Origin of the sequence: Sulfitobacter sp. LC.270.F.C4 (assembly GCF_032922545.1) — a bacterium.
GTDB lineage: Bacteria > Pseudomonadota > Alphaproteobacteria > Rhodobacterales > Rhodobacteraceae > Sulfitobacter > Sulfitobacter profundi.
The window spans coordinates 798,949-821,192 of the sequence record NZ_CP136692.1; the positions used below are offsets into that span (position 1 = coordinate 798,949).

At 58.9% G+C, this 22,244-nt stretch carries 33 protein-coding genes; 28 read left to right on the plus strand and 5 right to left on the minus strand.

The genetic code is table 11. The annotated features are described in order from the left end of the window. Positions 1-135 precede the first annotated feature (135 nt). Entirely contained in the window at positions 136-1,023 is an 888-nt protein-coding gene (locus tag R1T45_RS07690) for a DMT family transporter (RefSeq protein WP_317390552.1), read from the plus strand. On the opposite strand, the gene R1T45_RS07695 is transcribed toward R1T45_RS07690, so the two are convergent. Further along, the gene (locus R1T45_RS07695; protein WP_317390553.1) at positions 996-1,799 is read right to left on the minus strand and encodes a putative rhamnosyl transferase; all 804 of its coding nucleotides are present in this window, start codon (positions 1,797-1,799) and stop codon (positions 996-998) included. The two genes, R1T45_RS07690 and R1T45_RS07695, sit on opposite strands and share 28 nt — an antisense overlap. Before the next feature lie 398 nt (positions 1,800-2,197). On the opposite strand from R1T45_RS07695, the gene rpsL reads away from it, so the two are divergent. The 8 genes from rpsL to R1T45_RS07735 all read left to right on the plus strand — a co-directional run bounded on the left by rpsL (position 2,198) and on the right by R1T45_RS07735 (position 9,085). Then, the gene (rpsL, locus tag R1T45_RS07700; RefSeq protein ID WP_007118826.1) at positions 2,198-2,569 is read left to right on the plus strand and encodes a 30S ribosomal protein S12; all 372 of its coding nucleotides are present in this window, start codon (positions 2,198-2,200) and stop codon (positions 2,567-2,569) included. A gap of 87 nt (positions 2,570-2,656) precedes the next feature. Further along, entirely contained in the window at positions 2,657-3,127 is a 471-nt protein-coding gene (rpsG, locus tag R1T45_RS07705) for a 30S ribosomal protein S7 (RefSeq protein WP_007118827.1), read from the plus strand. Positions 3,128-3,192: 65 nt separating this feature from the next. Continuing rightward, positions 3,193-5,319, plus strand: a complete 2,127-nt coding sequence (fusA, locus tag R1T45_RS07710; protein ID WP_120351871.1) for an elongation factor G — start codon at positions 3,193-3,195, stop codon at positions 5,317-5,319. An 86-nt stretch (positions 5,320-5,405) separates the two neighbouring features. Beyond that, positions 5,406-6,581 carry an elongation factor Tu gene (tuf, locus tag R1T45_RS07715; RefSeq protein WP_067622157.1) on the plus strand — a complete coding sequence of 392 codons (1,176 nt, stop codon included), beginning with the start codon at positions 5,406-5,408 and terminating at the stop codon, positions 6,579-6,581. 380 nt (positions 6,582-6,961) lie between these two features. Beyond that, positions 6,962-7,282, plus strand: a complete 321-nt coding sequence (gene rpsJ, locus R1T45_RS07720; RefSeq protein WP_067267998.1) for a 30S ribosomal protein S10 — start codon at positions 6,962-6,964, stop codon at positions 7,280-7,282. 17 nt (positions 7,283-7,299) lie between these two features. Further along, positions 7,300-8,178, plus strand: a complete 879-nt coding sequence (rplC, locus tag R1T45_RS07725) for a 50S ribosomal protein L3 (protein ID WP_082849552.1) — start codon at positions 7,300-7,302, stop codon at positions 8,176-8,178. Beyond that, on the plus strand, positions 8,175-8,792 hold the full coding sequence (gene rplD, locus R1T45_RS07730; RefSeq protein ID WP_067622160.1) for a 50S ribosomal protein L4: 618 nt from the start codon (positions 8,175-8,177) through the stop codon (positions 8,790-8,792). The genes rplC and rplD overlap by 4 nt, the downstream gene beginning before the upstream one ends. After that, positions 8,789-9,085 carry a 50S ribosomal protein L23 gene (locus R1T45_RS07735; protein WP_317390554.1) on the plus strand — a complete coding sequence of 99 codons (297 nt, stop codon included), beginning with the start codon at positions 8,789-8,791 and terminating at the stop codon, positions 9,083-9,085. Before rplD ends, R1T45_RS07735 begins: the two co-directional genes overlap by 4 nt. Before the next feature lie 34 nt (positions 9,086-9,119). Here the strand turns inward: R1T45_RS07735 and R1T45_RS07740 are convergent, their stop codons facing one another. Then, positions 9,120-9,545, minus strand: coding sequence for a DUF1801 domain-containing protein (locus tag R1T45_RS07740; RefSeq protein ID WP_120351870.1), 426 nt, complete (start codon positions 9,543-9,545; stop codon positions 9,120-9,122). 173 nt (positions 9,546-9,718) lie between these two features. Here R1T45_RS07740 and R1T45_RS07745 point away from each other — a divergent pair, with 173 nt between their 5' ends. The 7 genes from R1T45_RS07745 to rplP all read left to right on the plus strand — a co-directional run bounded on the left by R1T45_RS07745 (position 9,719) and on the right by rplP (position 15,094). Further along, positions 9,719-10,750, plus strand: coding sequence for a fatty acid desaturase family protein (locus R1T45_RS07745; RefSeq protein ID WP_120351869.1), 1,032 nt, complete (start codon positions 9,719-9,721; stop codon positions 10,748-10,750). 240 nt (positions 10,751-10,990) lie between these two features. Then, on the plus strand, positions 10,991-12,139 hold the full coding sequence (locus tag R1T45_RS07750; RefSeq protein WP_120352286.1) for a PRC-barrel domain-containing protein: 1,149 nt from the start codon (positions 10,991-10,993) through the stop codon (positions 12,137-12,139). Positions 12,140-12,451: 312 nt separating this feature from the next. Then, a complete protein-coding gene (gene rplB / locus R1T45_RS07755) occupies positions 12,452-13,294 on the plus strand; it encodes a 50S ribosomal protein L2 (protein WP_067267965.1) in 843 nt (280 codons plus the stop codon). Positions 13,295-13,297: 3 nt separating this feature from the next. Next, positions 13,298-13,576, plus strand: coding sequence for a 30S ribosomal protein S19 (gene rpsS / locus R1T45_RS07760; protein ID WP_007118838.1), 279 nt, complete (start codon positions 13,298-13,300; stop codon positions 13,574-13,576). 3 nt (positions 13,577-13,579) lie between these two features. Next, positions 13,580-13,960: a 50S ribosomal protein L22 gene (gene rplV / locus R1T45_RS07765; protein ID WP_067267968.1), complete on the plus strand. Its 381-nt coding sequence runs from the start codon at positions 13,580-13,582 to the stop codon at positions 13,958-13,960. Then, positions 13,960-14,667 (plus strand): 30S ribosomal protein S3, encoded by a 708-nt coding sequence (gene rpsC / locus R1T45_RS07770; RefSeq protein WP_067936359.1) that lies wholly within the window; start codon positions 13,960-13,962, stop codon positions 14,665-14,667. Before rplV ends, rpsC begins: the two co-directional genes overlap by 1 nt. Before the next feature lie 13 nt (positions 14,668-14,680). Beyond that, positions 14,681-15,094 carry a 50S ribosomal protein L16 gene (rplP, locus tag R1T45_RS07775; protein ID WP_007118841.1) on the plus strand — a complete coding sequence of 138 codons (414 nt, stop codon included), beginning with the start codon at positions 14,681-14,683 and terminating at the stop codon, positions 15,092-15,094. Positions 15,095-15,165: 71 nt separating this feature from the next. Here rplP and R1T45_RS07780 read toward each other — a convergent pair whose 3' ends face one another. Then, a complete protein-coding gene (locus tag R1T45_RS07780) occupies positions 15,166-15,738 on the minus strand; it encodes an NYN domain-containing protein (protein WP_317390555.1) in 573 nt (190 codons plus the stop codon). Positions 15,739-15,881: 143 nt separating this feature from the next. Here R1T45_RS07780 and R1T45_RS07785 point away from each other — a divergent pair, with 143 nt between their 5' ends. Continuing rightward, positions 15,882-16,082, plus strand: coding sequence for a hypothetical protein (locus R1T45_RS07785; protein WP_067625860.1), 201 nt, complete (start codon positions 15,882-15,884; stop codon positions 16,080-16,082). 15 nt (positions 16,083-16,097) lie between these two features. Here R1T45_RS07785 and R1T45_RS07790 read toward each other — a convergent pair whose 3' ends face one another. After that, positions 16,098-16,682, minus strand: coding sequence for a hemerythrin domain-containing protein (locus R1T45_RS07790; RefSeq protein ID WP_317390556.1), 585 nt, complete (start codon positions 16,680-16,682; stop codon positions 16,098-16,100). Positions 16,683-16,685: 3 nt separating this feature from the next. Continuing rightward, a complete protein-coding gene (locus tag R1T45_RS07795) occupies positions 16,686-17,306 on the minus strand; it encodes a TIGR02466 family protein (protein ID WP_067622256.1) in 621 nt (206 codons plus the stop codon). Positions 17,307-17,489: 183 nt separating this feature from the next. Between R1T45_RS07795 and rpmC the strand changes: the two genes are divergently transcribed. The 11 genes from rpmC to rpmD all read left to right on the plus strand — a co-directional run bounded on the left by rpmC (position 17,490) and on the right by rpmD (position 21,840). Then, positions 17,490-17,693: a 50S ribosomal protein L29 gene (gene rpmC, locus R1T45_RS07800; protein ID WP_007118846.1), complete on the plus strand. Its 204-nt coding sequence runs from the start codon at positions 17,490-17,492 to the stop codon at positions 17,691-17,693. A gap of 14 nt (positions 17,694-17,707) precedes the next feature. Further along, complete coding sequence (rpsQ, locus tag R1T45_RS07805; RefSeq protein WP_120351863.1) at positions 17,708-17,953, plus strand: 30S ribosomal protein S17; 246 nt, start codon at positions 17,708-17,710, stop codon at positions 17,951-17,953. Between the two features lie 63 nt (positions 17,954-18,016). Further along, a complete protein-coding gene (rplN, locus tag R1T45_RS07810; protein ID WP_005621870.1) occupies positions 18,017-18,385 on the plus strand; it encodes a 50S ribosomal protein L14 in 369 nt (122 codons plus the stop codon). Between the two features lie 2 nt (positions 18,386-18,387). After that, positions 18,388-18,699 (plus strand): 50S ribosomal protein L24, encoded by a 312-nt coding sequence (gene rplX / locus R1T45_RS07815; RefSeq protein WP_067267981.1) that lies wholly within the window; start codon positions 18,388-18,390, stop codon positions 18,697-18,699. Then, on the plus strand, positions 18,692-19,255 hold the full coding sequence (rplE, locus tag R1T45_RS07820) for a 50S ribosomal protein L5 (protein WP_317390557.1): 564 nt from the start codon (positions 18,692-18,694) through the stop codon (positions 19,253-19,255). The genes rplX and rplE overlap by 8 nt, the downstream gene beginning before the upstream one ends. 18 nt (positions 19,256-19,273) lie before the next feature. Beyond that, entirely contained in the window at positions 19,274-19,579 is a 306-nt protein-coding gene (rpsN, locus tag R1T45_RS07825) for a 30S ribosomal protein S14 (RefSeq protein WP_007118851.1), read from the plus strand. A gap of 12 nt (positions 19,580-19,591) precedes the next feature. Further along, positions 19,592-19,984 carry a 30S ribosomal protein S8 gene (gene rpsH, locus R1T45_RS07830; RefSeq protein ID WP_067622243.1) on the plus strand — a complete coding sequence of 131 codons (393 nt, stop codon included), beginning with the start codon at positions 19,592-19,594 and terminating at the stop codon, positions 19,982-19,984. Positions 19,985-19,994: 10 nt separating this feature from the next. Continuing rightward, entirely contained in the window at positions 19,995-20,528 is a 534-nt protein-coding gene (gene rplF / locus R1T45_RS07835; RefSeq protein ID WP_067622240.1) for a 50S ribosomal protein L6, read from the plus strand. An 11-nt stretch (positions 20,529-20,539) separates the two neighbouring features. Continuing rightward, positions 20,540-20,899: a 50S ribosomal protein L18 gene (gene rplR, locus R1T45_RS07840; protein ID WP_067622237.1), complete on the plus strand. Its 360-nt coding sequence runs from the start codon at positions 20,540-20,542 to the stop codon at positions 20,897-20,899. A 168-nt stretch (positions 20,900-21,067) separates the two neighbouring features. Further along, a complete protein-coding gene (rpsE, locus tag R1T45_RS07845; protein ID WP_067267992.1) occupies positions 21,068-21,649 on the plus strand; it encodes a 30S ribosomal protein S5 in 582 nt (193 codons plus the stop codon). A gap of 2 nt (positions 21,650-21,651) precedes the next feature. Beyond that, the gene (rpmD, locus tag R1T45_RS07850; protein WP_007118856.1) at positions 21,652-21,840 is read left to right on the plus strand and encodes a 50S ribosomal protein L30; all 189 of its coding nucleotides are present in this window, start codon (positions 21,652-21,654) and stop codon (positions 21,838-21,840) included. The last annotated feature ends 404 nt before the right edge of the window (positions 21,841-22,244 follow it).

Here is a 22,244-nt window from a genome sequence, read left to right on the forward strand (position 1 = left end):
GCCGCCATGCCGCATTTGAGGGGCGCAAGCCGCTGTCCTGCATAGCCGCCCGTTCTTGACAGCTCCCGCGCCCGCTGCCAGTCATTCGGGAGCGGCATCGATATAAGCCGCGCGGTTTTTTCCCGGAGCGCTTTCATGTCCCCCAATACCATCGGCGCGCTGCTGATGATTGCCTCGATGGCCTGTTTCACGTTTAACGACACGCTGCTGAAAATGACCGACGGGGCCCTGCCGCTGTTTCAGCTTTTGTTCCTGCGGGGGGTGACGACCTCGGTCCTGATCTTGGCCCTCAGCCGCCAGCTTGGCCGGATTGATTTCCGGCTCCAGCCGCGGGATTGGCGGGTGATTGGCCTGCGCTCGGTGGCCGAGATTGCAGCGGCTTATTTCTTTCTCACCGCGCTGTTCAACATGCCTTTGGCCAATGTGACCGCCATCCTTCAGGTGGTGCCGCTTTCGGTGACGCTGGCCGCCGCGTTGGTGTTTCGGCAGGCGGTGGGCTGGCGGCGGTTGGTGGCGATCGGGATCGGTTTCTGCGGTGTCCTGCTGATCGTGAAGCCGGGCGCGGAAGGGTTCAACATTTGGTCGATCTACGTCTTGATAGCGGTGCTTTGCGTGACGATCCGTGACCTGTCGACCCGCGCCTTGTCGCCTGTGGTGCCTTCCATGACCGTCACCTTGGTGACCGCGCTGTCGGTGATGACGGCGGCGGGGCTGGCATCGCTCAGCGGACCATGGGCGCCGGTGACCCCGTCGGTGGCGGCGCTGATCGGCGGCTCCGGGGTCTTTGTGTTGGGCGGCTATTTCTTTTCGATCCAAGTCATGCGGGTCGGCGATATCGGATTTGTCGCGCCGTTTCGTTATACCGGCCTGCTTTGGGCGCTGCTGTTGGGCTGGGCGGTCTTTGGCGAATGGCCGGGTGTCTTGACGCTGGTCGGCGCCGGCATTGTCGTGGCCACAGGGGTCTTTACCCTCTACCGCGAGCGGAAGCTGAAGGTTCAGGCCGAGAAGACACGCCGTACTTGATCGTTGTCGATGGCAAAGCGCGTTCGAAACAGCGCTTCGCCTTCGGCATCCAGCGGGGCCACGTCCACATGCCGTGCAAGTCCTTGGCGCGAATCGTTCGATCCGTTGTGGCTGCGCACGAACATCGCCGCGTCGGGCAGGCTGACGCAGGGCATGAAGCGCGGCAGTTTCTCATGGGCGAAGTTCATGATCGTGACCGGGCTTCCGCCTTTCACATACATCGCCAAGGCCGCCACATTGAGGGGGCGAAACACTTCCGCCGCGCGGATGCCGCCCTGCCCGAACTCCGCGATATACCCTTTGGGCCAGTCGAAAGCGACCGAGCGTTGACCCGTCAAAAGCCCCGCGCTGTCCTCAACCGTACGCCGCAGCCGGGCAATGAAATCGACCGAGACCGCATCGTCATCGTCATAGCGGAATTGGAGACAGGGCTCTTTGGGGTTGATCCGCGCGGCGTTCAGCACCTCTTTCATCACCTCGCGGTGCTGGCGGGGCGGCTCGCGGTGGATCACCGCTTGCGGCAGGTCGGCGAGGAGCGATTCGAGGCGGCGTGCGTGGTGGTCCGGGAACTGGTCGCCGATCACGAAGATCATTGAGAAATCCGGGTCTGACTGTGCTTTGAGGCAGGGCAGGGCGACGGCCTCAAGCAAGCGGAAGCGCTCCTCAAGCCGGGCGTCGTCATAGAGGTAGGCGATACGTTCCTCGGTGGTGTCGTGCCCCACCTGAAATCCCCCAAGGGCGGGGTAAGAAAAACGGCACAGGCCGATGGCTTGCATGGTATTGCCCCTCAAGGAAAATTTGCGCGAATATGGCGACAGGGTGCGGCCGCTGGCAAGGGGGGTTAGCAGGGCAGGGGGCGGATGGCGCAGCCAGAGCACGCGATGCCCTGCTCTCGGCGGTGCCGGGCCGGGTGGTGCTGTTGACAGCCCCCGCGCAACGCTCTATACGCCCGCTATCTCGGAGGTGGAGGCCGCTCTGCCAATCCGAACTCATAACTCAAGTGGTCACGATCCGGCCTACTACTGGCCCGATCCTCTGTTAACCCACCGCGTCGTTTTCCTCGGTACGGGAACGTTGCGGTCATTTTGCTTTGTGGACGCACGAAGTAACCGAATTTAGCCGCATGGGGGATCCCCCGTGTACAAAATCTGAGCGATACGGGGATATATCCGGAATGCCAACGATCCAACAGCTGATCCGCAAGCCGCGGCAGCCGAAAGTCAAACGTTCGAAATCCATGCACCTGCAGGAGTGCCCGCAAAAGCGTGGCGTCTGCACACGGGTTTATACAACGACACCCAAGAAGCCGAACTCGGCCATGCGTAAGGTTGCCAAAGTGCGCCTGACCAATGGTTTCGAAGTCATCTCTTACATCCCGGGCGAGAGCCACAACCTTCAGGAGCACTCCGTGGTTCTGATCCGCGGCGGTCGTGTAAAAGACCTTCCGGGTGTGCGTTACCACATCCTGCGCGGTGTTCTCGATACCCAAGGTGTCAAGGACCGGAAGCAGCGCCGCTCCAAGTACGGCGCGAAGCGTCCGAAGTAATCTCGCAGTGGTGGGGCATGCCCCCACCAATCCATTCGATGTTGGGTGGGGCATGCCCCCACCACCCGCCAAGAGGAAGACACTGACATGTCACGCCGCCACGCCGCTGAAAAACGCGAAGTCCTGCCAGACGCCAAATACGGCGATCTGGTTCTCACCAAATTCATGAACAACCTGATGATCGACGGCAAGAAATCTGTCGCCGAGCGTATCGTCTACAACGCGATGACCCGCGTCGAAGACAAGATCAAGCGCGCCCCGATCGAAGTGTTCCACGAAGCACTTGAAAACATCCAGCCGTCCGTCGAAGTTCGTTCGCGCCGCGTTGGTGGTGCCACCTATCAGGTGCCAGTCGAAGTGCGCCCCGAGCGCCGTCAGGCGCTGGCGATCCGCTGGTTGATCAAAGCCGCGCGCGCCCGCAACGAAAACACCATGGAAGAGCGTCTTGCAGGCGAACTGATGGACGCTGTCCAGTCCCGTGGTACTGCCGTTAAAAAGCGCGAAGATACGCACAAGATGGCCGACGCCAACAAAGCGTTCAGCCACTACCGCTGGTAATTTCAACGTCGCGCCCGGTTTCGGGCGCGATCTGTTCGTACTGATATTTTCGAGGAAGCAGCCCCATGGCACGCGACTATCCGCTCCAACGCTACCGCAACTTCGGCATCATGGCTCACATCGATGCCGGCAAAACCACCTGTTCCGAACGCATCCTGTTCTACACCGGCAAAAGCCACAACATCGGTGAGGTGCATGACGGCGCCGCAACGATGGACTGGATGGAGCAAGAGCAGGAACGCGGGATCACCATTACATCCGCCGCGACCACCACGTTCTGGCAGCGCCAGGAAGAGCCCACAGCCGATGCGACATCCGACACCAAGTTCCGGATGAACATCATCGACACCCCCGGCCACGTTGACTTCACCATCGAAGTTGAGCGTTCGCTGGCCGTTCTCGACGGCGCGGTTGCCGTTCTTGACGCCAACGCCGGTGTTGAGCCGCAGACCGAAACCGTGTGGCGTCAGGCTGACCGCTACAAGGTGCCGCGCATCGTGTTCGTCAACAAGATGGACAAAATCGGCGCTGACTTCTTCAACTGCGTGAAGATGATCAAAGACCGTACAGGTGCCACACCTGCTCCGATCCAGATCCCAATTGGCGCCGAGAACGAGCTTGAAGGTCTCGTTGACCTCGTCACAATGAAGGAATGGGTCTGGTCCGGTGAAGATCTGGGTGCCGGCTGGGAACAGCGCGAGATCCGTGACAGCCTGAAAGAGTCCGCTGACGAATGGCGTGCCAAGCTCATCGAGACCGCGGTCGAGATGGACGATGAGGCGATGGAAAACTACCTGATGGACGGTGCTGAGCCGGACGTCGACACCCTGCGCGCGCTGATCCGTAAGGGCACTCTGGCGATCAAATTCATCCCTGTTCTTTGCGGCTCTGCCTTCAAGAACAAGGGTGTTCAGCCGCTGCTTAACGCCGTGATCGACTATCTGCCCAGCCCGCTGGACGTTGTCGATTACATGGGCTTCAAGCCGGGCGATGAGACAGAAACACGTAACATCCCGCGTCGTGCGGATGATGACATGGCGTTCTCTGGCCTTGCGTTCAAAATCATGAACGACCCCTTTGTTGGCTCGCTGACTTTCACCCGCGTTTATTCGGGCGTGCTCAAGAAGGGCGATACCCTCTTGAACTCGACCAAAGGTAAGAAAGAGCGCGTCGGTCGTATGATGATGATGCACTCGATCAACCGCGAAGAGATCGAAGAAGCCTTTGCGGGTGACATCATCGCGCTTGCCGGTCTGAAAGACACCACCACAGGTGACACGCTTTGTGCTGCCAATGATCCGGTGGTTCTGGAAACCATGACCTTCCCCGATCCGGTCATCGAGATCGCGGTTGAGCCAAAGACCAAGGCCGACCAAGAGAAAATGTCTGCAGGTCTGGCCCGTTTGGCCGCCGAAGACCCCTCTTTCCGCGTCGAAACCGATCTGGAATCCGGTCAGACCATCATGAAGGGCATGGGCGAACTTCACCTCGACATTCTGGTGGACCGTCTGAAGCGCGAATTCAAAGTTGAAGCGAACATCGGTGCACCGCAGGTGGCATACCGTGAGACGATCAGCCGCGAAGCCGAGATCACCTACACCCACAAGAAACAGTCGGGTGGTTCGGGTCAGTTCGGTGAAGTTAAGATGATCCTGATGCCGACCGAGCCGGGCGAAGGTTACTCCTTTGAGAGCCGCATCGTCGGTGGTGCCATTCCCAAGGAATACATCCCGGGCGTGGAAAAGGGTATCAAATCGGTTCTGGACTCCGGTCCGCTGGCGGGCTTCCCGGTCATCGACTTCAAGGTTGCCCTGATCGACGGTAAGTTCCACGACGTTGACTCCAGCGTTCTGGCCTTTGAAATCGCCGCCCGTATGGGTATGCGCGAAGGCATGAAGAAAGCTGGCGCAAAGCTGCTGGAACCGATCATGAAGGTCGAAGTTGTGACACCGGAAGAGTACACCGGTGGCATCATCGGTGACCTGACATCCCGTCGGGGTCAGGTGCAGGGTCAAGACACACGCGGCAACGCCATCGCGATCGACGCCTTCGTGCCGCTGGCCAACATGTTCGGCTACATCAACACTCTGCGTTCGATGTCTTCCGGTCGTGCGAACTTCACCATGCAGTTCGACCACTACGAGCCTGTGCCGCAGAACATCTCCGACGAGATTCAGGCCAAATTTGCATAACCGGGATGGCGGGGTGAACCCCGCCCTACCCAATCTGTAGGGTGGGTTTTTAAGCCCACCACCCAACATCTAAAGGAGCCAACACCATGGCAAAGGCAAAGTTTGAACGTAACAAGCCACACGTCAACATCGGCACAATCGGCCACGTTGACCACGGTAAAACCACGCTGACCGCGGCGATCACCAAATACTTCGGTGACTTCCAAGCGTATGACCAGATCGACGGCGCGCCCGAAGAGAAGGCCCGCGGCATCACCATCTCGACCGCGCACGTCGAGTATGAGACCGAAGCACGTCACTACGCCCACGTCGACTGCCCCGGCCACGCTGACTATGTGAAAAACATGATCACCGGTGCCGCGCAGATGGACGGCGCTATCTTGGTTGTGAACGCGGCCGACGGCCCGATGCCCCAGACCCGTGAGCACATCCTGCTCGGCCGTCAGGTTGGCATCCCCGCCATGGTCGTCTTCATGAACAAAGTTGACCAGGTTGACGACGAAGAGCTGCTTGAGCTGGTAGAGATGGAAATCCGCGAGCTGCTGTCTTCCTACGACTACCCCGGCGACGACATCCCCGTCGTGCCCGGTTCCGCTCTGGCGGCGATGGAAGGCCGTGACGAAAACATCGGCGAGAATGCAATCCGCAAGCTGATGGAAGAAGTCGACAACTACATCCCGACACCAGAGCGTGCTGTTGACCAGCCGTTCCTGATGCCCGTCGAAGACGTGTTCTCGATCTCTGGTCGTGGTACCGTTGTGACCGGCCGTGTTGAGCGTGGCGTGATCAACGTTGGCGACGAAATCGAAATCGTCGGCATCCGCGACACCAAGAAAACCACCTGCACCGGTGTGGAAATGTTCCGCAAGCTGCTGGACCGTGGTGAAGCTGGCGACAACATCGGCGCGCTGCTGCGTGGCGTTGAGCGTGACGGCGTTGAGCGCGGTCAGGTTCTCTGCAAGCCCGGTTCCGTGAACCCGCACACCAAGTTCGAAGCCGAAGCCTACATCCTCACCAAAGAGGAAGGTGGCCGTCACACGCCGTTCTTCGCGAACTACCGTCCGCAGTTCTACTTCCGTACAACTGACGTGACCGGCACCGTTCAGCTGGCAGAAGGCACCGAGATGGTCATGCCCGGCGACAACGTGTCCTTCGGCGTTGAGCTGATTGCACCGATCGCCATGGAAAACGGCCTGCGCTTCGCGATCCGCGAAGGTGGCCGTACGGTTGGCGCCGGCGTTGTTTCCAAAATCACTGAGTGATTTTGGGCGGGGCCTTCGGGCCTGACGTCTGAGAGATTTGAAAGGCCGCAGCGTTTGCTGCGGCCTTTTGCTTTTGTGGGGGAGGGGGCTTTTTGGGACGCTTCGGTGAAACGGGAAAGCTAAGTGTGGTTTTCGGTGGTGATTGAACGTTGGCGGGGTGCGCTGTCACGCCGTGGCCGGCGTGACTTTGCGCACTGGTTCTAAAAACACGGGGGTTTTTAGAACCCTCTTGCCACCTGTTGCGATTCCCCCTATAGGATGCCCATTGAACCGGGGTGCGTTAGACGCGCCCCGTTTGATTTAATACCAAGGCGCGATGAGGGGGCCGGATGAGCCTGCTTCCTCCAATCCGTTAGAATCCCAAAACAAGGGATATGCATATGGCCGTTCAAAGCCAGAACATCCGCATTCGCCTCAAGGCGTTTGACTACCGGGTGCTCGATGCCTCCACTCAGGAAATCGTCAGCACCGCCAAGCGCACAGGCGCTTCGGTTCGCGGTCCCATTCCGCTGCCGAACAAAATCGAGAAATTCACCGTTCTTCGTGGTCCCCACGTTGACAAGAAATCCCGTGACCAGTTCGAAATCCGCACGCACAAGCGTCTGCTGGATATCATTGATCCGACCCCCCAGACCGTAGACGCGCTGATGAAGCTCGACCTCGCTGCTGGCGTGGATGTCGAGATCAAGCTGCAATCGTAAGCCGGGAGGGTAATCATATGTTGCGCTCAGGCGTTATTGCAAAAAAAGTCGGCATGACCCGGCTGTTCATGGAAGACGGCAAGCAGATTCCTGTGACCGTTCTTCAGTTGGACAAGCTTCAGGTTGTCGCACAGCGCACCGCAGACCGTGACGGCTACACCGCCGTTCAGCTGGGTGCCGGTTCGGCGAAAGCCAAACGCACAAGCCAAGCCATGCGTGGCCATTTCGCAGCTGCGAAAGTGGAACCCAAGCGCAAGGTTGCTGAGTTCCGCGTCGATGCGGACGCGATGCTGGACGTTGGTGAGGAAATCATCGCGGACCATTACTTCGCGGGTCAGTACGTTGACGTTGCAGGTACTTCGATCGGTAAAGGTTTTGCCGGTGCGATGAAGCGTCACAACTTCGGCGGTCTGCGGGCGACACACGGTGTCTCCATCAGCCACCGTTCGCACGGCTCCACAGGCCAGTGTCAGGATCCCGGCAAGGTTTTCAAAGGTAAGAAAATGGCCGGTCACATGGGCGCTGCCCGTGTTACCACGCAGAACCTCGAAGTCGTCAAGACCGACAGTGCGCGTGGCCTGATCATGGTCAAAGGCGCCGTTCCTGGCTCCAAAGGTGGCTGGGTCACCGTCAAGGATGCGGTCAAAAAGCCGTTCCCCGAAGACGCGATTCTGCCCGCCGCTCTGAAATCTGCCGCTGAAGAAGCCGCGAAAGCCGCCGAAGAGGCAGCCGCCGCAGCCGCAGCAGAGGCAGAAGCCGAAGCCAAGCGTTTGGCCGAAGAGCAAGCCGCACAGGAAGCCGAAGCGCTGAAAGCCGCTGAAGCTGAAATCGCAGCTGAAGGTTCGGATGCCGATAATTCCGATGCCGACGCTGACAAGAAAGAAGGTGACGCATGAAACTCGATGTCATCAAACTCGACGGTGGCAAAGCCGGGTCCGTAGACCTGGACGAAGCACTGTTCGGCCTTGAGCCGCGTGCCGACATCCTGCACCGCGTCGTGCGCTGGCAGCGCAACAACGCGCAGCAGGGTACGCACAAGGTCAAGACCCGGTCCGAGACCAGCTACTCGACCAAGAAGATCTATCGCCAAAAAGGCACCGGCGGCGCACGCCACGGTGACCGTAACGCGCCGATCTTCCGTAAGGGTGGTATCTACAAGGGTCCGACCCCGCGTAGCCACGGCCACGAGCTGACCAAAAAGTTCCGCAAGCTGGGCCTGCGCCACGCGCTGAGCGCCAAAGCAAAAGCCGGTTCCTTGGTCATCATCGACGAAGCCACATCCGAAGGCAAAACAGCCGCTCTGGCCAAACAGGTGTCGAACCTGGGCTGGAAGCGCGCGCTGGTCATCGATGGCGCTTCGGTCAACGAGAACTTCGCACAGGCCGCGCGCAACATCGAAGGGCTGGATGTCCTGCCGTCGATGGGCGCAAACGTCTATGACATCCTCAAGCGTGACACTCTGGTGATCACCAAAGCGGGGATCGAAGCATTGGAGGCACGCCTGAAATGAGCGCCAAGCATGAACACTACGACGTGATCCGCAAGCCGATCATCACCGAGAAAGCAACCATGGCGTCCGAACGGAACGCTGTCGTTTTCGAAGTGGCGATCGAAAGCAACAAGCCGATGATCAAAGAGGCCGTTGAGGCGCTCTTTAACGTCAAGGTGAAGGCCGTGAACACGTCCATCACCAAAGGCAAGGTCAAGCGTTTCCGGGGCCAGATGGGCCGCCGTAAAGACGTGAAAAAGGCTTATGTGACGCTCGAAGAGGGCAACACAATCGACGTATCCACCGGGCTGTAAGCTTTCGGTACCGACATTTAGAAAAGGCCTCCGCTCAGCGGGGGCCTTTTTCGTTTCGACGGTGGTAGGTCAGCGCCTGGGCGATCAAAAGGGCCAGGGGCGTATTGGCGACCTCGGTCTCTGCATCAAAGAGGACAGCGCGATTGCCGTCATAGGTGAAGGCATCTCCGAAGACCGCACGGGCGTCTGAAATTATGGTTGTCTGGCAGTGCACGAAGACTGCGTAACCGCCAGACTTTGGCGCGCCAATGCGCAGGGTCGTGCCGGATTTGCTTTCGGATGTGAGATAGGCGGGCTGACCCCATTTCAGGGTTTCATCGATGGGTCCCACATTCTCGGTCGCCGCGACTTCGAAGATGAGGTGCCGTACTTCCAAGAGGCCGGGGCGTACCTTATCTGGAAAGTCGGCGAAGGCGCGGGTTACGGCGTCGGTTTGAAAGGGCAGGTCGGGCAAAGTCATGCGCAAGCGTAGGCGTGGAGGCCGATAGGATCAATCACTCGGGGCCAGCAAGGCGACCTATCTCGACAGTTATTTGCCGCGTGAGCGGAAACCCCGCGTTAATACTCAACGGATAAGTTGCTTGCTGCGCGCTTTCCTTTACAAGGCATGAAGCAACGATAAAAAGCAGCTCTATGTCCCACGAAAAATCTACCTCCGGCGCGTCTGCGGACGTGTCGAACGCGCGCGACTGGGTGCGCGTGCTGGCCCGCTACCGCGAGCCAAGCACTTGGCGAAGCAGTTTTGAACTGGCGATCACGCTTGGGCCGTTTGTCCTTCTCTGGGCACTGGCTTGGTGGGCGTTGTCGATCAGTGGCTGGCTGACGCTCGGCATTTCGCTGGTGAATGCAGGCTTCCTGCTGCGCCTCTTTGCGATTCAGCATGACTGCGGCCATGCGGCCTTTTTCAGCAGCCGTCGCACCAGCGATTGGGTGGGCCGCGTCCTGGGGGTGCTGACACTGACGCCCTATGACGTTTGGCGCCGAACCCATTCGATTCACCATTCCTCGGCCGGGAATCTTGGCCGTCGCGGGATTGGCGACATTCACACGCTCACCGTTGCAGAGTATCGCGAGCTTGGGCTGCTTGGGCGGTTGCAGTACCGTCTCTACCGCAATCCGGTCGTGCTTTTTGGTCTTGGGCCGAGCTACCTGTTTTTCGTGCAGAACCGCGTCCCGCTGGGGCTGATGGCGCAAACCCGTTATTGGCTGAGCGCGATGGGCACCAACCTGACGATCCTCGCAGCACTTGCGGTGATCTTCTATTTTGGGGGGATCATGCCCATTCTGCTTATCTTCGTCCCCAGCACCCTGTTGGCGGCCACGGCGGGCATGTGGCTGTTCTATGTGCAGCACCAGTTCGAGACGACCCATTGGGAAGAGAACGAAGCCTGGGATTTGCATGACGCGGCCTTTCACGGCTCGTCGCATTACATCCTGCCCCGGCCCTTGCAGTGGCTGAGTGCCAATATCGGCATTCACCATGTGCACCACCTTTACAGCCGCATCCCGTTCTATCGCCTGCCGGAAGTGCTGCGTGACCATGTGGCCTTGGCCGAGGGGAACCGCATGACCATTCGCGAAAGCCTCGCCAATGCGCGGCTGCATCTGTGGGATGAAAAGAGCAAGCGCCTGTTATCCTTCGCACAGGCGCGCCGCGCCGCTTAAGCCCTAACATATCGCTGATGCAAGACCCCCGCTCCGGCGGGGTTTTTGCGTTTTTAGGGGGAGGCATTACCCATGCGCGATCCCGTCGAGGCCTGCCTCAATCATGTGGCGACCCATAAAAAGTTCCGAAAAAAGGCTATCAATTTTCTTGGAACAGAGCAGAAAGCTGCCGGTTGTCTCACCGTGGAAGACGGGGTGCTGGGCGCCCCAACTATCTTAAACGAATACGGGAGAGACCTAATGATCTATACCAAAACACTCATGGCCGGCGTATCCGCCGTTGCCCTTTTCGCAGCCGCTCCGGTTCTGGCGCAGGACGCGACAGACAAAGTCGAAGAGACCATTGAGCGCAACGCCGAAGCCGAGATGGAAGCAGAAGCTGAAGTCGAAGTTGAAGGTGACGCAGCCGCGACCGCCAATGTGGCCGGCGGCCAAGTGGTTGTCGAGCAGGAAGACGCCGAAGTTGACGTGACCGTGCCCGAGCCCGACGTAAACGTTTCGCAGGACGCTCCCGTGGTAACGGTTGAGCAGGGCCAGCCCGAAGTGACCGTCGCTGTGCCCGAGCCGACTGTTCGCGTGCAGCAGCAGGCGCCGATCATCACCGTTGAGCAGGCACAGCCGCAGGTGACCGTGCGCATCCCTGAGCCGGTCGTGACCGTGCAGGTTCCCAAGCCGCAGGTCGATGTGGAAACAGGTGAGCCGATCGTTGACCTGGAGCAGCCCGAACCCGTCGTGAAATTCGTGCGTCCCGAGCCGAAAGTGACCATCGAAGAAGCCGAGCCGCGCGTGACGGTTGAGCAGGCCGAAGCCAATGTGAACGTGGCTGAATCCGAAGAGGCCCGCGTCGCTGTTGAGCAGGAAGAAGCCAACGTGAACGTGCAGCAGGGTGAAGACGCGAATGTCGTCGTCGAAGAAGCCGAAGCGCCGCAGGTCAACGTTGAAGGTGCCGAAGGCGCCGAGATCAACGTCGAGCAAGAGCAAGCCCGCGTGCTGATGGAAGACTTCAACGCTGACGAGCAAGGCAATATGGCCGAAGAAGACCGCACCCGCTATCAGGAGAACGTGCAGCGTCTGCCGATCTTTAACCTGACCGCCGAAGAACTGACCGGCCGCAGCGTCGCCACCGAAACCGGTGAAGACGTTGGCGAGATCGACTTTATCGGCGTCCGTGGCGACACCGTTGTTGCGATCATCGGCGTTGGCGGTTTCCTTGGGATGGGCGAAAACGAAGTCGCCATTCCGGTTGAGAAGCTGATCATGCGTGAAGACGAAGTGATCGTCCCCGGCGTCACCGAAGAGCGTCTGGAAAGCATGCCGGAATTCAACGAAGCAGAAGTTGAAATCCTTGACCCCGGTATGCGTCTGGCCGAGAGCATTGGCCTTGACTAATACCCGCTTTGGGTAATCGGTAAACCTACGGAAGAAGGCGCTTCGGCGCCTTCTTTTCTTTTGTGCGGGCAGTGGGAGAGGAATTTCGCCATGCCCACTGGACGGGCAGAATTGAACCTGCTAGGTCGCCACATCGGCTCAAGCCCCGGATTCGTCCGGGGTTTGGCTATTTGAACGATCCCGGTGGTTGGGATGCCTGCCTCGCAAGAGATTTAAGCCCACCCACCACTCCTACAGGGGACCTTCGGGGCCCTACAACCAACGCGCTTTCATCTCGGTGGATGCGTGCCAAGCAAACGGAAGACAGAGAACATGGCACTCAAGTCGTACAAACCGACGACGCCAGGCCAGCGTGGACTGGTACTGATCGACCGTTCGGAGCTGTGGAAAGGCCGCCCGGTCAAAGCCCTTACTCAGGGTTTGACCAAATCTGGCGGTCGGAACAACACCGGACGAATCACAATGCGTCGTACAGGTGGTGGTGCAAAGCGCCTCTACCGTATCGTTGATTTCAAGCGTAACAAGCTGGACATGTCCGCTGTTGTCGCGCGGATCGAATATGACCCCAACCGGACCGCTTTCATCGCACTGATCCAGTACGAAGACGGCGAGCAGGCCTACATCCTGGCCCCCCAGCGTCTGGCCATCGGCGACAAGATCATCGCCGGCGCCAAAGTGGACATCAAGCCCGGTAACGCGATGCCTTTCTCGGGCATGCCGATCGGTACGATCGTCCACAACATCGAGATGAAGCCCGGCAAGGGCGGTCAGATCGCACGTGCCGCCGGCACCTACGCCCAGTTCGTGGGTCGTGACGGTGGCTACGCTCAGATTCGTCTGAGCAGCGGCGAGCTGCGTCTCGTGCGTCAGGAATGCATGGCCACCGTTGGTGCCGTGTCTAACCCCGACAACTCCAACCAGAACTACGGTAAAGCGGGCCGCATGCGTCACAAGGGCATCCGTCCTTCTGTGCGTGGTGTGGTGATGAACCCGATCGACCACCCGCACGGCGGTGGTGAAGGCCGGACCTCTGGTGGTCGTCACCCGGTTACTCCTTGGGGTAAGCCGACGAAGGGTGCCAAGACCCGCAACAAGAACAAAGCGTCCAGCAAGCTTATCATCCGCTCGCGTCACGCCAAGAAGAAGGGGCGTTAATTCATGGCTCGTTCAGTATGGAAAGGTCCTTTTGTTGACTCTTATGTCCTCAAAAAGGCAGAGGCTTCCCGCGAGGGCGGCCGTAACGAAGTGATCAAGATCTGGTCGCGCCGCAGCACGATCCTGCCCCAGTTCGTGGGTCTGACGTTTGGCGTGTACAACGGTCATAAGCACATCCCTGTTAACGTCAGCGAAGACATGATCGGTCAGAAGTTCGGTGAGTACTCCCCGACTCGGACCTACTACGGTCATGCCGCCGACAAAAAAGCGAAGCGGAAATAAGCCATGAGCAAGGATAAGAATCCCCGCCGCGTGGCAGACAACGAAGCAATGGCAAAACTGCGCATGCTTCGCACAAGCCCGCAGAAACTGAACCTGGTTGCAGCTTTGATCCGTGGCAAGTCCGTGGATAAAGCGTTGACAGACCTCACCTTCTCCAAGAAGCGGGTCGCGCAGGACGTGAAGAAATGCCTTCAGTCCGCGATTGCCAACGCCGAGAACAACCACAACCTGGACGTTGATGAGCTCATCGTGGCCGAGGCCTATGTTGGTAAGAACCTGACGATGAAGCGCGGTCGCCCGCGTGCCCGTGGCCGGTTCGGCAAGATCATCAAGCCGTTTGCCGAGATCACGATCAAAGTGCGTCAAGTTGAGGAGCAAGCCTGATGGGTAACAAAGTCAATCCGATCGGTATGCGTCTTCAGGTGAACCGCACCTGGGATAGCCGCTGGTACGCCGACACCAAAGATTACGGTGATCTTCTGCTCGAAGATCTCGCAATCCGCGACTTTATCAAGAAAGAGTGCCACCAGGCCGGTATCGCTCGTGTGATCATCGAACGTCCGCACAAGAAGTGCCGCGTTACGATCCACACAGCACGCCCCGGTGTTATCATTGGCAAGAAAGGCGCGGACATCGAGACGCTGCGCCAGAAGATCGCCAAGATGACCAACTCGGAACTGCACCTCAACATCGTTGAAGTTCGCAAGCCCGAGCTGGACGCACACCTTGTTGGTGAGAGCATTGCACAACAGCTGGAGCGCCGGGTGTCTTTCCGCCGCGCCATGAAACGTGCCGTGCAGAACGCCATGCGCATGGGCGCACTGGGCATCCGCGTGAATCTCGCGGGTCGTCTTGGTGGGGCCGAAATCGCGCGTACCGAATGGTACCGTGAGGGTCGCGTGCCGCTGCACACATTGCGTGCCGACATCGATTACGCACATGTCGAAGCGGCCACCGCTTACGGCATCATCGGGATCAAGACCTGGATCTTCAAAGGCGAGATCATGGAACACGACCCCGCCGCGCGTGACCGTAAGGCACAGGAACTCCAAGACGGCCCAGCACCTCGCGGTGCCGGCGGTCGTCGCTAAGGGGGAATGAGAAATGCTTCAACCAAAGCGTACTAAATTCCGCAAGCAGTTTAAGGGCTCGATCAAGGGTCTGGCAAAGGGCGGGTCTGACCTGAACTTTGGCACCTACGGCCTGAAGGCACTGCAGCCGGAGCGGGTTACAGCCCGTCAAATCGAAGCGGCACGCCGCGCCATGACGCGTCACATGAAGCGTCAGGGCCGTGTCTGGATCCGCATTTTCCCGGACGTACCGGTCACCTCCAAGCCCGTCGAAGTTCGTATGGGTAAAGGTAAAGGTTCCGTCGACTTCTGGGCAGCCAAGGTCAAGCCGGGCCGCATCATGTTCGAAATCGACGGTGTCGGTGAAGACGTGGCACGCGAAGCCCTGCGTCTGGCAGCCATGAAGCTGCCGATCAAGACCCGGGTTGTCGTCCGCGAGGACTGGTAAGCCCGCAGCCCCGCATGGGGTTGCTGAAAGACATAAACCCCCGTCGAGTGTTCGGCGGGGGTTTTGCTTTGTCAGACCAGCGCGTCGGTCTCAAGGTCGAGCCAGAGTTTCCCATCCCGGTAGCCGCCTTTGATCAGGTGCCCCGGCTCAGCGATTTCGGGATGGGCCTCCGCCCAATCGCGGAACTGATCGCGGCTGACGATCTGCCCGCCGTAGTCTCGGGCGGATTGGAGTATATAGGGGTCCGCGGGCGTGCCCTTTGGGACGACCATCACCCGGTCCACCGGCAGGTCAAGTTGTCTGCTCAGTGCCTTGTCATGTTGATAGCGACCCGCGAGCAGATAGCCCGCGTTGGCGTCAAACACGACGCCGGGGGAATAGCCCCTCGTGCGCAACTCATCCACAACGTCCCGGACCGCATTCATGTTCGGCGCGCCGGTCTTCCAATGCATGACGTTGGAGCCGTCGACGATGATCCATTTTGTCCGCTGCTGCCGCGCGCCGCGGAAAGACCGCAGCAGAAGGATCGCACTGGCGATAACGCAAAGCGCGCCGAGCAGGCTGAAGTCCCCATAGCCCGGCGTGGATGCGGCTGCGGTTGTAAAAGCGAGGGATATAAAGAGCAAAAGGAACGGGACAAACATCGGCAGGGGATACTCAAATAAAGCTAGAGGTTGAATGTTCACCAATCGGGCAGGCGGGGCAAGCAGCACCTGCAACGCTGGCCAATGCGCTTTAATCTAGGTAGCCTTTGCTTAACCCCATGCCACAGGAAAGGCCCAGCCCGATGAAGCACGTCCCAAAGCCGAACACCGACGAAGACCTCATCAAAGCGTTTCTCGACAAGGGCGGAGAGGTGAAGAAGGGCAAGACCAAGCCGATGCCCAGTGATCTCGGGCTCAGCAACAATCAGTGGGGCAACAAGCTGACCAAGGAAGAGAAGGCAGCGGTCAAGGCGCAAGAAGAGGCGGCGAAGAAGCTGAAATAGCCGCCGGGCGGTGCTTCAGATGTCGACCTGATAGACGCCCAATGCCTCGGCCAAGGCGGTTTCTTCGAATTTGAAATGCGAGCGCACCACTGCGACCAGTTGGTCGAATATCGCGCGGGTTTCGGCGAATTGTTCTGAGCTTGGTGCCTCGGACAATCCGCCCGCCGCCGCGCCCAGCCGTTCGAGAAGCGCGTGAACGACCTCATGTTCGGCCCGCAGCCGGTCCACGATTGCACGTACGGGTTCAGAGCCGCGGGCGTGCAGCTGCGGGAAAATGCTTTGTTCTTCGATATTGTGGTGCATCGTCAACGCCCAGCATTGCTGACCGCAGAGCGTCCCGGCGGCGGCGAAATTCTGGGCCATCTGGCTATGCAGGACGATATGTGCAAGCTCAGCCGGGGGCGCGTCTCCGGCCTCAATGCGGGTCATCACCTGAGCGATTTGTGATAGATCGCTGAGGTAGTGACGGTGGATCGCCGCAAGGTGCCGCCCAGCTTGTCGCTGTGCCTCGGTGACGTCGCCCATGTCGGGCAGGGGCGGGCGGGTCTCGGCGTCGATTGTCAGATCCGACAGGGGGAGGGCGCCCACGTCCTCGGCCATCGGTCAGGCCCAGTTGTAGTTGAATGAGACCGAAACGCGGTCTTCTTCGATCATGTTCATCGGCACCTCATGGCGCAGCCAGCTTTCCCAGAGCAGCACGTCGCCCGCGTCGGGTGCGACATAGATGAAGGGGCGCAGCTCTTCGCGGGCGTCTTTCACCCGGCCGGGCGCCGCCATCATCATGGGCAGGCGCGGATCCTCGAAACGGATCGCGCTGGCGCCTTCGGGCATGGTCACATAGGTCGTGCCAGAGATCACGGAGTGGGGGTGGATATGCGAGGTGTGGATGCCGCCTTCGGGCAGGATGTTCAGCCACAGGGAGTCGAGCACCAGCTTGCGCTCGCCCAGATCGAAGTCGAGATCCTTGGCAAAGGCGGCCACATGTTTGTCCAGCACGGCGACCAGATCTTTGAAGATCGGGAAGCGGTAGGGCAGGTCGTCCAGCGACGCATAAGAGGTGTAGCCCGCATAGCCGTTCTCTTCGCACCAGTCCTGCCCGGCCTCATCATCCTCGGCGATCGAGAAACAAGAGGCGGCGAGCTCATCGGTGTCGATGGGTTTGCCATGGTCCGACAGGGCGGCGTGATAGAGGCGGGTGGCGAAAAGCGATTTGATGTTTGACATAGGCCCTTCTTATGCGGAACATGTTCCTATCGCCAGCGTCTTTCCCGCCTAATTCACAGGCGCCGGGCCATCGGGGGTTGCCATGTGCGACCTCAGCGCGTATTGGCACCTTTCATCATGAACTCCACCAGAATCATGGTCACCCTGACAGGGGCCTACTGGTGATGTTGAAAGGAAGAGGCCGTGAAAGCCAGCGAACTGCACGACAAGACGCCGGACCAGCTCCGCGACGAACTTGTGAACCTGAAAAAAGAATCCTTCAACTTGCGTTTCCAGCAGGCCACCGGCCAGTTGGAAAACCCCGCACGTCTGAAGACTGTTAAGCGTGACGTGGCCCGTGTCCACACCGTGCTGAACCAGAAAGCCGCTGCTGCGGCAGCCGAATAATAGGAGCCTGAAACATGCCCAAGCGTATCCTTACAGGCACCGTGACATCGGACGCCAACGCACAAACAGTTTCCGTTTCCGTAGAGCGCCGCTTTACGCATCCGGTTCTGAAAAAGACCATCCGTAAGTCCAAGAAGTACCGGGCTCACGATGAGAACAACACGTTCAAGGTGGGCGACAGCGTTCGCATCATCGAGTGTGCACCAAAGTCGAAAACCAAACGTTGGGAAGTTCTGACTTCGGACAAGACCGAAGCCTGAGCCCCTTAAACGAAACCCTGGGATGAGGGCCGCATCGCCCCCCAGAAGGTCGGGAGAAACCAAATGATCCAGATGCAGACCAACCTGGATGTTGCTGACAACAGCGGCGCGCGCCGTGTTCAGTGCATCAAGGTCTTGGGTGGTTCCAAGCGTAAATACGCATCCGTCGGCGACATCATTGTCGTGTCGGTCAAGGAAGCCATCCCGCGCGGTCGTGTGAAAAAAGGCGACGTCCGTAAGGCCGTTGTCGTTCGCACTGCCAAAGAAGTTCGTCGTGAAGATGGCACCGCCATCCGCTTCGACCGCAACGCTGCTGTTATCCTGAATAACAACAACGAGCCTGTCGGCACCCGTATCTTCGGGCCGGTTGTTCGTGAGCTGCGTGCGAAGAACTTCATGAAAATCATCTCGCTCGCTCCGGAGGTGCTGTAATCATGGCTGCTAAACTTCGCAAAGGTGACAAGGTCATCGTCCTGTCCGGCAAGGACAAGGGCAAGACGGGCACCATCTCGTCCGTTGACCCCAAGTCGAACAAGGCCATCGTTGACGGCGTGAAAATCGCCATCCGCGCAACGCGCCAGACACAGACATCTCAGGGCGGCCGCATCCCCAAGGCGATGCCGATCGACCTGAGCAACCTCGCACTGGTGGATGCCAATGGCAAAGCCACGCGCGTAGGTTTCAAAATCGAAGGCGACAAAAAAGTGCGCTTTGCCAAGACCACGGGGGACGTGATCGATGCTTGATACCGCAACCTACACACCCCGCCTTCAGGCCGAATACCGCGGGAAGATCCGCGCCGCCCTGAAAGAGGAATTCGGCTACAAGAACGACATGATGATCCCCAAGCTGGACAAGATCGTTCTGAACATCGGCTGCGGTGCCGAAGCCGTGCGCGACAGCAAAAAAGCCAAGTCGGCTCAGGAAGACCTGACCGCGATTGCAGGCCAGAAGGCTCTGACAACCGTGGCCAAGAAATCCATCGCTGGTTTCCGCGTGCGTGAAGACATGCCTTTGGGTGCGAAAGTTACCCTGCGTGGCGACCGCATGTACGAATTCCTTGATCGTCTGATCACGATCGCAATGCCCCGTATCCGTGACTTCCGCGGCATCTCGGGCAAGAGCTTTGACGGCCGTGGCAACTACGCCATGGGCATGAAAGAGCATATCGTGTTCCCCGAAATCGACTTCGACAAAGTTGACGAGACTTGGGGTATGGACATCGTGATCGCCACCACGGCGAAAACCGACGCTGAAGCCAAGGCGCTGTTGAAAGCTTTCAACATGCCCTTCAATTCATAAGCGCGGGAAGGATTAGAAATGGCTAAGAAATCCATGATTGAGCGCGAGAAGAAGCGCGAAGCACTGGTGAAGAAGTACGCTGAGAAGCGCGCGGCTCTGAAAGAGATCGTGAGCGACGAAAGCAAACCGATGGAAGAGCGTTTCCGCGCTTCCCTGAAACTGGCGAAACTGCCGCGCAACAGCTCTGCTGTGCGTCTGCACAACCGTTGCCAGCTGACGGGCCGCCCGCACGCCTACTATCGTAAACTGAAAATTTCGCGGATCGCGCTGCGGGACCTCGGCTCTTCGGGCCAAATCCCCGGCATGGTCAAGTCGAGCTGGTAAGGAGCGCATCAGATGAACGATCCTATCGCAGATATGCTGACACGCATCCGTAACTCTTCGCTGCGCGGCAAATCCACCGTCTCCACACCGGCTTCCAAGCTGCGTGCATGGGTCTTGGACGTGCTGGCCGACGAAGGCTACATCCGCGGCTACGAAAAAGTCACGGGCGCCGATGGCCACCCCGCCATCGAGATCAGCCTCAAGTACTACGAAGGCGAACCTGTTATTCGTGAACTGAAGCGGGTTTCCAAACCCGGTCGTCGCGTCTACATGGCCGTCAATGACATCCCCGTTGTCCGTCAGGGCCTCGGCGTGTCGATTGTCTCCACCTCCAAAGGTGTGATGTCGGACGCATCTGCACGCTCTGCCAATGTTGGCGGCGAAGTGCTCTGCACCGTATTCTAAGGAGAAGACAATGTCTCGTATTGGTAAGAAACCAGTCGCCATGCCTTCGGGCGTCTCGGCATCGGTGAGCGGTCAGACGATCGAAGTGAAGGGCCCCAAGGGCACCCGCAGCTTCCGCGCAACTGACGACGTGACCCTGACGGTCGAAGACGATGCAATCTCTGTGACACCGCGTGGCAAGTCCAAGCGCGCACGTCAGCAGTGGGGCATGTCCCGCACCATGATTGAAAACCTCGTGACCGGCGTCACCGAGGGCTTCAAGAAGGAGCTGGAAATCCAGGGTGTTGGTTATCGTGCGGCCGTCAATGGCAACACGCTGAAACTGAACCTCGGCCTCAGCCACGATGTTGACTACGTTGCGCCCGAAGGCGTCACCGTAACGGCACCGAAGCAGACCGAAATCGTTGTGGAAGGCATTGACGAACAGCTTGTTGGTCAGGTCGCCGCGAACATCCGCGCATGGCGCAAGCCCGAGCCCTATAAGGGCAAAGGCATCCGCTATAAGGGTGAGTTCGTGTTCCGCAAAGAAGGCAAGAAGAAGTAAGGAACGGAAAGATGGCAAACACCAAAAGACAGCTGTTCCTGAAACGCCGCATGCGCGTTCGGAACAAACTCCGCAAAGTGAACGCCGGGCGTCTTCGCCTGTCGGTACACCGTTCGTCCAAAAACATCTCGGCTCAGCTGATCGACGATGTGAACGGCGTGACACTGGCTTCCGCTTCCTCGATGGAAAAGGATCTGGGCGTTTTCGGCAAGAACAACATCGAAGCAGCGACCAAGGTCGGTGCCGCGATTGCCGAACGTGCCAAGAAAGCTGGCGTCGAAGAAGCATACTTCGACCGTGGCGGCTTCCTCTTCCACGGCAAGGTGAAGGCTCTGGCCGACGCCGCGCGTGAAGGCGGTTTGAAGATCTGATTGTGCGGTGCGTGGGCAACCACGCACCTGCTTTCATATGGAGGCTGTGCCCCGCGCATAGCTTTCCTGCGAAGAGGGCCGGGTTGGCCCTCTCGATGATCCGGGGGCCAAGGGCTCACCAGGATTGATCCTAAGGGCCTCAGGGCCACAGAAAAAGGAAGATGCCAGATGGCAAGAGATGACAACCGTGGGGGCAACCGCCGCAACCAACGCGACGAAACCCCGGAATTCGCTGACCGTCTGGTCGCGATCAACCGCGTGTCCAAGACCGTTAAGGGTGGTAAGCGTTTCGGCTTCGCCGCACTCGTGGTCGTGGGCGATCAGAAAGGCCGCGTGGGCTTTGGTAAGGGTAAAGCGAAAGAAGTACCCGAGGCCATCCGCAAGGCGACTGAGCAAGCCAAGCGTCAGATGATCCGCGTTCAACTGCGCGAAGGCCGCACCCTGCACCACGACATGCATGGTCGCCACGGCGCAGGCCGCGTTATCATGCGTACAGCACCTGAAGGTACCGGTATCATCGCCGGTGGTCCGATGCGTGCCGTGTTCGAGATGCTGGGCGTGAAAGACGTTGTGTCCAAATCGGTCGGTTCGCAGAACCCCTACAACATGATCCGCGCCACTCTGGACGGTCTGAAAAAAGAGCAATCGCCCCGTTCCGTCGCGCAGCGTCGCGGCAAGAAAGTGGCTGACATTCTGCCCAAGCGTGAAGACAACGTAGAGTCCTCCGCACAAGTGGCTGAGGAGGCATAAGCATGGCCAAGACACTCGTAATCAAGCAGGTCGGCTCGCCGATCCGCCGCCCCGCCAAGCAAAAGGCAACTTTGGTTGGCCTGGGTCTGAACAAAATGGGTCGTACCCGTGAGCTGGAAGATACACCTTCCGTCCGCGGCATGATCAACAAGGTCTCGCATATGGTCGAGATCGTCGAAGAGAAAGGCTGAACTTTGGTTCAGCGGTAGGGTGGGGGACCACTCTACGAAAGCGCCTCGCAGGGAACTGCGGGGCGTTTTGCTATTTGCGGCTTCACGTACTGTTCCGGACCGATGTGTCGGAGTGATGGTGGACGCCTTCATCGCGTCTTACGGAACCATGAGGCTATCACTGCTGCCGTAACAACGGGATTTTGTACACTTGTTAATATTTAGTTAACATTTACCGTTGAGTGGCCTCGTAGATTTTTGCGGGGGCGTTAACGTATTGGATAAACGATGAAAGCCTTTTCAGTTTTTGTACTCATTATTGCGACGTTCGGCATGCCATCCTTCGCGTCAGCTCACACGCAAAGCGCCACACCCTATACCTCCGAAGTTCCTTCGCATGGCGGCGGATGCCGGAAATCTTCACC